The 11,587-nt window shown below is 67.3% G+C and carries 5 protein-coding genes and 1 pseudogene; 2 read left to right on the top strand and 4 right to left on the bottom strand.

What is annotated here, in order from left to right; all coding sequences use genetic code 11:
* Window positions 1-1,563: 1,563 nt before the first annotated feature.
* Complete coding sequence (locus ACFYZZ_RS45090) at window positions 1,564-1,923, bottom strand: hypothetical protein (protein ID WP_389189875.1); 360 nt, start codon at window positions 1,921-1,923, stop codon at window positions 1,564-1,566.
* Between the two features lie 160 nt (window positions 1,924-2,083).
* Here ACFYZZ_RS45090 and ACFYZZ_RS45085 point away from each other — a divergent pair, with 160 nt between their 5' ends.
* Together ACFYZZ_RS45085 and ACFYZZ_RS45080 are read left to right on the top strand one after the other, a co-directional pair.
* Complete coding sequence (locus tag ACFYZZ_RS45085) at window positions 2,084-3,319, top strand: IS701 family transposase (RefSeq protein WP_389189877.1); 1,236 nt, start codon at window positions 2,084-2,086, stop codon at window positions 3,317-3,319.
* Window positions 3,320-3,549: 230 nt separating this feature from the next.
* On the top strand, window positions 3,550-4,863 hold the full coding sequence (locus ACFYZZ_RS45080; RefSeq protein WP_389189873.1) for a pentapeptide repeat-containing protein: 1,314 nt from the start codon (window positions 3,550-3,552) through the stop codon (window positions 4,861-4,863).
* A gap of 1,383 nt (window positions 4,864-6,246) precedes the next feature.
* Here the strand turns inward: ACFYZZ_RS45080 and ACFYZZ_RS45075 are convergent.
* The 3 genes and pseudogenes from ACFYZZ_RS45075 to ACFYZZ_RS45065 form a co-directional block, all read right to left on the bottom strand.
* Window positions 6,247-7,586 (bottom strand): annotated as a pseudogene (locus ACFYZZ_RS45075) (LacI family DNA-binding transcriptional regulator).
* Between the two features lie 467 nt (window positions 7,587-8,053).
* A complete protein-coding gene (locus ACFYZZ_RS45070) occupies window positions 8,054-8,623 on the bottom strand; it encodes a DUF4232 domain-containing protein (protein ID WP_389189871.1) in 570 nt (189 codons plus the stop codon).
* A 315-nt stretch (window positions 8,624-8,938) separates the two neighbouring features.
* Window positions 8,939-11,587 (bottom strand): tetratricopeptide repeat protein (locus tag ACFYZZ_RS45065; protein ID WP_389189869.1); only part of this gene is annotated, 2,649 nt, incomplete at its 5' end.

The raw sequence follows: 11,587 nt of genomic DNA, 5'->3' as shown, positions 1-11,587 counted from the left end.
GGTGTCGTTCAGCTCAGGCGTGTGCTCTCCGAGCGCCGAAGCGGCGAGAGGCCGACTGTCTAGCGCTGCGATTTGTTCTCGAAGGCAACGTGGGGCGGGTGTGGGGCCAGCAGCTTCGGGTCGTGGACAAACCCAGCTCGGAGCGGATGTCCCACGCGGTCTGTAGATCCGCCGGCTCTGCCTCCTCGCCCGTGGCCGCTGCCCCGACGGGAGGGCTCCCTGAAGTGTCACCGAGGGAAGCTTGCCCGTTTGGTTGGCGTCGCCGGTCCGAGGGTGCGGCGTGGTCGATGAGGCAGCCCTGCTCAACGTCCATGGAGAAATCCTGGAGATGATCTTGAGATCGCGGGCCCGAAGCACCAACGTAGACCGACGCACTCCAGCACCCTGACCTGCTCATTTTCCACGAGCCGCAGCTCGGCGATCTTCCAGGGCCTAATTCGGGACGAAGAGGTCGTCGGTTCGACCCCGGCCCCAGTCACAGGGCCCCGGCCGGCATGTTCGCCGTTGGACCAGGGGGCCAGTCACACCGCCGGAACACGCCGGTCATCCCACACAAATCGGCCTGTACCTTTAGCCCAGCTGAGCCCGTTGATCCCCACCGGAGCCAGAATTCCGGGCGCACCTGCGGCGTCCTGTCGGGGTCGGTGGAAACGGGTCACGTACCAGGCGCCACCGCTGATCCGGTATGCGGCAGTACTGCCAGGGCGGGACGCCGCACTTGGAGCAGGCTTCCTCAGCGCACGCGTTCCAGGCTCGGCGGAGGGCGGATTCGACGGTGGCGGAGTCATGCCCGGATGGCTTCGCAGCGAGAGTGAAGTACTCCATCGGCCGATGATGGCAGTTGGTCCTCCGCTCGTCTGGCGGATGCGATCCCCCAGAGCCTTCGAGGCTGGGGACGGTCTCAGTTGCGGTCTCGATCGTCGCTCGTTCCGTGAACGCCCGCCATCGTCCGTCAGGGTCCGAAACCCCGTGTGGCCAGGCGTGGAGTCCGTTTCGCAGACATCCGCGGACACTGGCGGACCAAGATCGCACAACTCGCAATGCGTAGTTCCGTCCGATGGCCCACCGCAATGGAGTCCCCGCCCACTGAGTGCGGTGGGGGCTCTCAATGGCCGGGACCGGACCTGGGTGGCGTTCGTCGCGTCGCACACGGGATCGAGGTATACGACCTCGCGTGGGCGGGGTGACCACACGAAGCCGCCCGCCTCGAGCTCCAGGTTTCTCTACCTCATCAAGCCCCGGCTGCGCTCCGCGCCGCCGGGCGCGCTTCCCGGCTCCGCTGCGCGCTGCGCTCCTGCCTTCGGCCCGCTCCGCGCACGCTGCACCGACGCGCGCCCACACACGGGAAGGGCCGAAGGCCATAAGGTGATCACCGCAGAGCGCGGACCACGGTCAAGGCAGTGCCTCCGGCGGGGGATCGGCCGGCACCGGGGGAGAGGGGCGCCGTTCCCGACTGCGGGTCCGTAGGAGCGTGCGCGGGATGAGAGCTGGGGTAAGTGGTGGCTTAGTACTCCAGCCGTAGATCGTTATCACAGCGATTGCAGTGCTGGATGATGGTGGGTTTCAGGTCTGGACGAGTCGTTCGGCGTGCCTGGCCTCGTCTTTCCGGACGAGGCCAGGCTGTGCGCTGCGGAACTGCCAGCGTGTGCCGACACCGTCCGGGCCGTCGAGGCTGGCCCGGGACGGGGCTGCTTCGATCCGGCTGCGTACTTCGGCCTCGGCCGCTGGTTCGGTAGCGAAGAGCACCCGTAGTCGTACCTCGTTGCCAAAGCGCTCCGCGGTGGTGTGGTGGGGCGCGAGTGGGCACGGCGGCTCGTGCTCCCAGTGCCCGCAGAGCGCGACCGTGATGGCTGCTCCGGGGGCTCGCACATCACCGCCCGCTTCCATGGTTACAACCGCGTCGTGGACGAATGCTTGGCGCACCGAGTCAGTATCCACCCGAGTCGGCGGCCACTTGTCGTGCCTGGTTGATCGGAACGGGTGGGCCACCGGTGATCATCGGTGTGTGAAGACAGAAGATCAGGCGGTGCCAGCAGGTCACGGCATAGATCCTGCCCGCTGGCAGGAAGCGTTCGAAGTCCTGATGGGCCGTATCGCGGGACGGTTCGTCCGGGTGGAACCCCGGCGCCGGGCACGGGCGTTCGTGCTCGGACTGTTGTCGGACCTGCCGCGCAAGAACTGCTGGACACTCGCCGAGCAGGCCGGTGACGCGAACCCGTACGGTCTGCAACACCTGCTGTCGAGGGCCAAGTGGGATGCCGACGCGGTACGCGATGACATCCGCGGCTTCGTCGTCGAGCACCTGCACCACGAGGATGCGGTGCTGGTCGTGGATGAGACCGGCGACCTGAAGAAAGGCACGGGCACCGTGGGGGTGCAGCGCCAGTACACCGGCACCGCCGGGCGCATCGAGAACTCCCAGGTCGCCGTCTACCTTGCCTACTCGACTCCGCTCGGGCACGCGGCGATAGACCGGGAGCTGTATGTCCCGCATTCGTGGACCGAGGACACGGCCCGCTGCCGGGCCGCCGGGATACCCGACAACGTCGCCTTCGCCACGAAACCTGCCCTCGCAGTCCGTATGATCACCCGCGCGCTGGACGTCGGCGTCCCCGCATCCTGGGTGGCCGGCGACGAGGTCTACGGAGCCAACCCACACCTGCGCACCGCCCTGGAGGAATGGCAGGTCGGCTACGTACTCGCCGTCGCCCGTGACCACCAGATCACCACCCGCGCGGGCACGTTCCGCGCCGACGCCCTGATCAAGAAGCTGCCGCGGAGAGTCTGGCAGAAACTCTCCGCCGGCGCCGGAGCCAAGGGGCACCGCTTCTACGATTGGGCCCTGGCCGACCTCGCCGACGACCGGCCCGGCCACCACCAGCTGCTCGTCCGCCGGAACCGACGCACCGGCGAACTCGCCTTCTACCGCTGCTACTCAGCCGCCCCCGCGCCGCTGTCCACCCTGGTGCGCGTCGCCGGACGCAGATGGACCGTCGAGGAGACCTTCCAGTCCGGCAAGGGCCTGACCGGACTGGACGAACACCAGGTCAGACGTTGGACGTCATGGCACCGCTGGGTCACCCTCGCGATGCTCGCCCACGCCTTCCTCACCGTCGTCCGCGCCGACGAACACACCCGCCACCCGAAGCCGGACGGACTGATACCACTCACCTGCAACGAGATCCAGCGCCTGTTCATCGCGCTCGTCGTCCGGCCTGTTCACGGCACGGCCCACCGGTTCGACTGGTCCCACTGGCGACGCCGTCACCAGGCTCGATCCCAGGCCAGCCACTATCAGCGACAAGCCGCCCAGACATGAAGATCGCGATCTACAACTGGAGTATTAGGGGTGAACAGTACGACACCGTGTGGCCATGGTCGTACCACTATTGCGAGGTCAACTGCCCGGAATCTGCTGATCCCAAGGCCGACTAGCCACTACAATCGCAAACCATGCGACTCCCCATAAAAATGCGTGCAATCGTCAAGCGATCCGTACTGCACAGCAAGGGTAGGCGAAAGAAAGACGCTGGGCGACACACTCCCCAAATGCCCAGCTTCCCCATAATCCTAGCACTGGCATTTTTCGCCGCAGCAATAGGTGCTTGGGTCATATTTGTGGGACTGGCAGGGCTGACGGGTGCACACATTGGGTTGATTCCAAGCTCATCCTCCAGACTTCCAAAGGAAAGGCTTTTCGATCTCACAAGGAGTACCGTTACGACAGCCGGATTGCTGGCTGGAGTCTTCGCAATCGTCTACGCCTACAGGAAGCAAAGAATCGATGAGGCCACTAGCCTAAGGGCAGATTCGGAAACTCTAGGTGGCCGGTATCAGGCTGCTGCTGAGCAACTAGGCCACGAGAGAGCGGCAGTCAGACTGGCCGGAATCTACGCACTCTCAAGACTGGCCGATGACGACAGTGCTCAACGCGAGACTATCTGCCGCCTACTCTGTGCCTACTTGCGCATTCCGTATGACCCCGAAGCTCCACACCCTGGGGAACGGGAAGTGAGGCTGACTGCCATCAAGGTCATATCTGAACACCTGCAGGACCCGGCAGCCGCGGGCACCTGGTGCGGTTTCGACCTCGACTTCAGCGGGGCCGTATTTGATGGCGGCTCATTCGCAGGCGCCCACTTCGTTGCGGGAGTAGTGAATTTCTCTGGGTGTAACTTCACGCGCGGCACTGTTTCTTTTGATAGCGCAAAATTCCTAGGTGCGGACGTGAACTTCGGCAGCGGCGAGGATCTGCCGGCCGTCTTCACCGGGGCGCAGGTTCTTTTCACTGGGGCCCATTTTCTCGGCGGAGTCGTATCCTTCATATTCGCCAGATTCGAGAAAGGTGAAATCGCGTTCGGCGCCGCCTTCTTTGGGGGTAGTTCGGTAACATTCGGCAGCTGCGTGCTCGGGCGGGCGGAACTCTCCTTCGGTGGGCCTATTTGGCTCGGGGCAAAGTTCGCTGGAGGGAGTGTCACTTTCTCGGGAGCGCACCTCAAAGATGGAATTTTGAGCTTCGCGGGGGCCGACTTCTGCGGATCTGAGGTGCGATTTGACGCGACACTATCGGGGACTTCCGTATTCTTCGATGAAGCATACTTTGTTTCCGGTTCGATTCTCACGAATGAAACGAAAATAAAGGGCGGGCTGCTGTCCTTTGATGGCTGCCACACGCCAGAGAAAGTGTTCAATAAGTGGCCCCTACCGGTACCGCCAGCATCGGCGCCAAGGAAGAAGAAGGCGGCCCGAAAGAGGAAGAATTCGGGAAGTCAGGGCAAAAAGGGATCAGGAGTAGACCCCGCGATGACCAGTACGACCCACCCAACAAGCCCGAAGCCTTCTACGACGCCGAGCGGGCCATAGCGAAGTACCGTAAGCCCAGCAGCTGTGCGCAGCCAGTAGCGCTCCTACGAGGCCCGCGGACGACCTGTTTGCGCGTCACTGACCGCTCCACATAGAGCTACGGATCTGAAGTTCTCCCTGCCACACGCGTGCCAGATCCAGCGGGGAACCACGGGGACCGGCAGTGACCGGCGGGTGACTAGCCCCCGGTCCGCCCACGCGGGCAGTTCGCAGGTCAGAGCGGTATTCACTCAACCTCACTCCTAAAGCGGTGGTCCGAGTCAAGGGGGTGCCCGCGGGTCTGCAAGTGGGGGTTGTAGCCCGCCCAGTTCCGGCATTGTGCCCCGTGGCTGAGCGCTGAGATCCTTACGGCGAGTGCCTAGGAGAAGGCGCCGGGGAGGGTCGTGTGTCGTCCGTCGTTCTTGTAATCATCCTCGTGATGGCGTTGATACTGTGCGTGACTGGCATATTGGCCGTGACGACTGGGCGCGTCGCACTCCCTTGGGTGCGCAAGGGAGTGAAGCAGCCTCGCGTATGGGGTGCCGGGGCGTTGCTGATCGCGGCGAGCCTCACGGCGGCGTGGCTGGTGCCCTTCCATGGTCAAAGCCTGCTCATGCTGGCTGGTCTCGCGCTGATCTGGCGGGCTCAGGGCTGGCGACACCGGGAGACGCCCCGGACGGAGTGAGACTCCGGTGCTGAGCTGGGCCGTCTATGGGCCGTGGAAGAGCGCTGAACGATGACCAATGCTGACAACCGCCGACAGCTCAACTTCTTGGGCTACTGATGCCGGCGGACGAGGTGCTCGGTGTACCAGCGCACGGCGGCCCAGGCTGTCCGTCTCAATTTCCGTCTCATTCAGGGGCGGACGCCGCCGTTCAGGAGGGTTCGGCCGTCGGCTCCCGATCAACAGCCGGACGGACATGAACCCAGGTGAACGTCTCGGCATCGGGCCTGGCGGGCCGCAAACAGACTTGGAAAGCGTGTGGGGGCAACTACTCACGAGTTGGAGGCTCATATCCCCCGCAAGCGCGTGCCGGGCACGATGTCGAATGGCCTCACAGTTCGCGGCGGGGGCCGTTCTAGGCGCCTCAGCCTGCGTCGCCCTGACGGGTCAGCCCTGGGGAGTGAGCGGGGAGTGGATCAAGGAAGCCGTACGGATCGCCGCCCACCGGAACCAACTCGTACCGACGCCCTGACCTGCACAGGAGTCAAGAACTGCTGGCTGGCGACCTTTCCGCACATTATTCGGGACGAAGAGGTCGTGGGTTCAAATCCCGCCACCCCGACAGAGAAACACCAGGTCAGGGGCCTGATCCGCAGAGCGGGTCGGGCCCCTGAGTGGTTTCCGGGGCCCGTTGGGAGAAATCTGGGAGAAGATCTTGGAATTCTGCTCCCGGACGGCGGCTACCGACGCGCTCTCAGACGCTCCTGCAAGAGGTCGTTGAGCACTGCGACAGGTGACGTGGGGCACGTGGCGAGCTGGGCATCTAGAGACGCCTCCCACTCCGCGGTGAGGTTCGCCATCAACTCGACCCGCATCTCTCGCGTGATGTGCGAGTAGCGAGCCTGCACCGACCCGTCGATGTGCCCCATCCGCTCATCCATGAGCTTCGGCGGAGTGCGGAACCCCTCCATGCGCGTCTTGTGCGTGTGGCGGAGCCCGTGAGGCGTGAGCCCCTTCGCGATCGGCACCCAGCAGGAGTCCGCTCGCGCCTGCGCATCCCTCCCCCGCGCCGGCACGCCAGGCCAAGGATCGGCGAGCACCGGTACGGGCCGTGCCTCCTGCGGCGCCTTCTTCGGGTACCAGCCGGAGACAGCCGGCGTGAAGAGCCATGTGGCGAACCCGTTCCGTCGCCAGTGCTCGGCATAGTCGACGGCACCTCCGCCGCGGGTGAATCCGAGAGCCTCAATGGCCTCTCGCACCCGCGTCTTGGTTGCTTCGGCGACAGCGTCCAGCCGATTGAGGACGTTCGACACCGTGCCGGTGGAGACGCCGGCACGTCTCGCCACGTCAATCAGCTTCGCGCCGGTCTCGCCCGTGCGGGACACGCCCTGGCCTCGGAACACGTACGTGTTGCCATGGCAGGAACAGGGCTGCGGTCGCACACGTACGGCTGCACTTCGAATGAACTCGGTCTCCAGCCCTACGATTTCGCCCCACCGCATGCCGGTGTAGCCCTTGGTGATGACGGCAACGAACTCGTCGTCACGGCCGGAGAGCACGGATGCGCGCTCGGCGCACAGGAGGATGCCCAGCGGATCTGTGACGACCTTCCAGGCCCTCGGTCACGCGAACGCCCTGCTCGTTTCCCCCTGCCACGCCGCTTGGTTGCGGGGTTGGCGCTCATGATGCCGTCGTCCACCGCGTCTTCGAGGACCAGGTGGAGCGTGCCGCGCCACGTCTTGACGCTCGATGCGGCGTAGAGGGTCTTCTCCTGCTTCTCCCAGGCATCGACGTCGGTGCGTTGAATCGAGGCAAGGGCGCGCTCTTCGAACTCGGGGAGTAGGTGCTCTTCCAGGTGGCGCCGGTAGTTCTGCATCGTAGATGCGGCTAGGTCTTGCGCCGCGTACCAGCGGGAGGCGTACTCACCGAACGTGGTCTGGCCGGCCGCCGGGTCCTTCCACGTGCCCGTCCGTACCTTGCCCTCTTCGGCATCAGCAGCCTGCTTGGCTTCCCGCTTCGTTCGGAAGCGGATGGCATTCCCGTGCTCGTCGGCGACGGTGCCGTACTTGCCCGGCGAGATCTTGTAGCGGCCACGCCAGTACGTGCCGCGGTTCTCAACGAACCCCCATGATCCCCACTCATCACAAGCAGCGGGTGGAAGCCTGGGATACGGCTCCCACCCGCTGCGACCATCAGGTTGTCAGGCGGCGTTCCGAGCGCGCCGTGGACGCCGCGCCCTCAGTTGCGTTGCGGTGCCTGCGAAGCTCACGACCGCGCGGCGTCGCGTTGCAGTGTCCTTGCTCTGAAGGGTGCTCACGTCGTTGGGGCGTTCCTCGAGGATGTGGAAGACCTCCTCAACGTGCGCTTGGGTGAAGCGGTATCCACTGCCGCTGCGGATGAACGGGATGCGGCACCGGCGGGCTTGTTCCTTCACCCACCACTCCGAGCAATCGAGTGCCGCGGCAACTTCAGCAGCCGAGTACGTCGTGGGCAGGCCCCAGCGTTGCGATCGTCGTGCAGGCTGCTCGATTTGTGAGGACGGTGGGGTCAGGAAGGCTTGACCGCCGAGACCGGGGTGACGGTCACCTTGTTGTCGCACTCGGCCCACACCCCGTCGTTCAGGGCGACCTGGTGCTTCCCGGAGTGCGGCAGCCCGATGACCATCGTCGGATACGTCACCGGGTCCTTGCCCGACACGCAGTAGCCGTCGGCCTCCCCCTGGACCTGGACGAAGGTCAGCTTCACCCACGCCTTGCCGTGCGGCCGGACCGTCACGGTGGCCGCCCTGCCGGTGGGGGTGACCTTGAGCGGGGTGTTGCGGGCGGGGGAGCCGTTGCCGGCGCCCGCGACCGTCGGATGGCCCTTCAGGACGCACGTCCTCCGGGAGACGTTGGTGAACTGCACGACCGCCGCCCCGGTCCCGGTCCCGACGGGCCGGTGGACGGCCTGCCAGGCGCTGACCTGGAGGGCGGAGGCCGGGCAGGCGGGCGGCGGGGTGGAGGTGGTGGTGCTCGCCGCCATGGCGGTGCCGGGCAGGATGCCGGTCACCGCCGCCGCGACGGCCGTGACCGCCGTCGTCGCCAGAGCCGCCCTGCGAATGCCGTTGCTGTGCCGCATGCTGTGGTCCCCCTGAGTCGTCTCGTCCGCGGGTTTCGGTCGTCGGTTGTTGCCCCGCGGTACGTGTGGTCGTGGTACGTGAGTGCAGATGGGGCGGGAGAGCGGCAGGGTTCCGTGCGGCGACTACTTGTGACGGAACGGTGACGACAGGCTGCACCCGTGCAGATGGCCGTCAAGGCAGACAGAAGCACCTCCAGCGCGCCATGGGTTTTACCACGCCCCCGGCGCGCACCGAAGGTGGGACCGTAGGCGTACGCCAATACCCCGCGACCCATGCGGCCAGCTCGTCAGGCTCGGGGGCGGTGTCGGGTGCCGTCAACCTTCAGGCGCGGGTGTCTCTCCCCCCTTCGCCGTCCAGTAGGCGAGGTCGTTGCAGGTGGTCAGGGTGTCGGGGTGGTCCTCACCCAGCACCCGCAGCCGGTCGGCCAGCAGCTCCTCGAACGCGGCCACGGCACCGGCCGCGTCCCCCGCCTCCCCCCGCCACCGGGCGAGGTTGCTGCGGGTGGTCAGGGTGTCGGGGTGGTCCTCACCCTGCACCCGAACTCGGTCGGCCAGCAGCTGCTCGAACGCGGCTACGGCGCCGGCCGCGTCCCCCGCCTCCCCTCGCCAGTGGGCGAGGTTGTTGCGCGTGATCAGGGTGTCGAGGTGGTCCTCACCCAGCACCCGCAGCGAGTCGGCCAGCAGCTGCTCGAGCGCGGCCACGGCACCGGCCGCGTCCCCCGCCTCCCCCCGCCACCGGGCAAAGTGGCTGCGGGTGATCAGGGTGTCGAGGTGGTCCTCACCCAGCACCCGCAGCCGGTCGGCCAGCAGCTCCTCGAACGCGGCTACGGCGTCGGCCGCATCCCCCGCCTCCCCCCGCCAGTAGGCGAGGTTGTTGCGGGTGGCCAGGGTGTCGAGGTGGTCCTCACCCAGCACCCGCAGCGAGTCGGCCAGCAGCTCCTCGAACGCGGCCACGGCACCGGCCGCGTCCCCCGCCTCCCCCCGCCACCGGGCAAAGTGGCTGCGGGTGATCAGGGTGTCGAGGTGGTCCTCACCCTGCACCCGAACTCGGTCGGCCAGCAGCTGCTCGAGCGCGGCCACGGCACCGGCCGCATCCCCCGCAACCCCCCGCCAGTGGGCGAGGTTGTGGCGGGTGGTCAGGGTCTGGGGGTGGTCCTCACCTTGCACCCGCAGCCGGTCGGCCAGCAGCTCCTCGAACGCGGCCACGGCACCGGCCGCATCCCCCGCAACCCCCCGCCACCGGGAGAGGTTACCGCGGGTGGCCAGCGTGTCGGGGTGGTCCTCACCCTGTACCCGAATTCGGTCGGCCAGTAGCTGCTCGTACGCGGCTACGGCGCCGGCCGCGTCTCCCGCGTGCCCCCGCCACCGGGCGAGGTCGTAGCGGGCGGTCAGGGTGGCGGGGTGGTCGGGGCCGAGTCGGTGGCCGGTGGTCTCGGTCAGGCGATGGAAGTGAGCTGTGGCGGCGGCGACCTGACCGGCTTCGCCGAGGCTTCGACCGGCCCGGTACAGCACCGCATGCGCGGCGGGCTGGTACAGGGCATCTCCGGCGGTGCGGGAGAGGGCGGTGGCATTGGCGCGCAGGGCCTGGGCGAGTTCGGTGTCGCGTTCGATGGCGGGCCAGGCGCTGGCGAGGGCGTCGGCGGCGGTGCGGGCAAGCTGGTCGCGCTGGTCGGGGGTGAGCCTGTCACGGGTGGCACGCTGGATGAGCTGGTGGACACGGACGGCCTGGTGAGGGGTAGCGGGCGTGTGGTCGATGAGGCTGAGCCGATCCAGCGCCCGCACAGCACCGACCGCCTCGTCCGCAGTGACAGACACCGGAGTCCTGTCCTGCTCTTCGGCGCGGTGCCGGGTCAGGTGGTCGAGGACGGGAGCGCTGGTCAGAACGGCTTCGGGAATGCCGTTGGGGCTGAGGAACGCGGCGAGCTGGAGCATCGGGCGGGCAAGGCCCACCGGGCGCAGGGTGCCGGCACGGTCCACGGACAGCGACCAGGCCGCCGCCGCGCTCTGGGTCTGACCGTCGGGCAGAACCTCGGGGGCGGCATCAGCGAGCAGCGTGGCACGGTCGGCCAGCCGCCCCCGGTAGGCGGCGGCGCTGATGCCGGCGTCGATGAGGTAGGCAGCGGCCTGCGACAACGCCAACGGCAGGTGCCCTAAATCCTGGGCGAGCGCGGTGAGCTGTTCATCGGGCTCACGGCGGTTACGGGCGCCCAGCGCGGCGGTGAGGTAGGCGAGGGACTCGGCCTCGGTGAACAGCCCGACCTTGATCAGACGGCCAGCCAGGGCGGCGTCCTGACGGCGGGTGGTGACCAGGGTCCGGCCGTGCGGGCCGGCCGGCGGCCACAGCCCGTTCAGGTCGGCCGGGTCGGTGACGTCGTCGAGGACGACCAGCCACCGGCACGGCGTCGCGTTCGCCTTGGGCTCCAGCCAGGCCAAAAACGCGCGCGCGGCCGTCTCCCGGTCCGCCGGGTCGGCACCCAGGATCTCCACCGCGGCCTGCGCATACCCGGAGGCGGCCGCGGTGGCGTTGCTCGCGGTGATCCACACCAACACGTCCAGCTCACCGGCCCGCCAGGCCGTACGGGCATAGTCGGCGGCCAGCTGGGTCTTGCCCACCCCACCCATCCCGGCCAGCACCTGACCACGCACCGTGTCCTGCCCCACCAGGACCGCAGCCCGCCCACCCGTGAGTGCCTCACGCAACCGAACCACTTCCGCGCGGGTCTGGAAACAGCCCGCCCGCGGCGGGATCACCCCCACCTGATGCGGCCACGCGGCCGTGGCCCGCCGGGCCCCGTAGTAGTGATGGTGGTCGCCCTTGCCCGTGACCGGACCGGTGAACACACCATCGCGAAAGTCGACGTGGTCCCCACCATCAGCGCCGTACCGCGCCTCCCCGCCCGCCACCAAAACCCCCTCGAACACGGTCGGATCCAGCACCCCGACCGTACCCGCGCACCCACCCCG

Source organism: Streptomyces sp. NPDC001816, assembly GCF_042892235.1.
Classification (GTDB): Bacteria; Actinomycetota; Actinomycetes; order Streptomycetales; family Streptomycetaceae; genus Streptomyces.
This window is presented reverse-complemented; position numbering and strand designations above follow the sequence as displayed.

Coding starts and splice junctions, on each gene's coding strand:
- ACFYZZ_RS45080 (WP_389189873.1), top strand. CDS start 3,550: ATGCCCAGCTTCCCCATAATCCTAGCACTGGCATTTTTCGCCGCAGCA.
- ACFYZZ_RS45070 (WP_389189871.1), bottom strand. CDS start 8,623: ATGCGGCACAGCAACGGCATTCGCAGGGCGGCTCTGGCGACGACGGCG.
- ACFYZZ_RS45085 (WP_389189877.1), top strand. CDS start 2,084: ATGGGCCGTATCGCGGGACGGTTCGTCCGGGTGGAACCCCGGCGCCGG.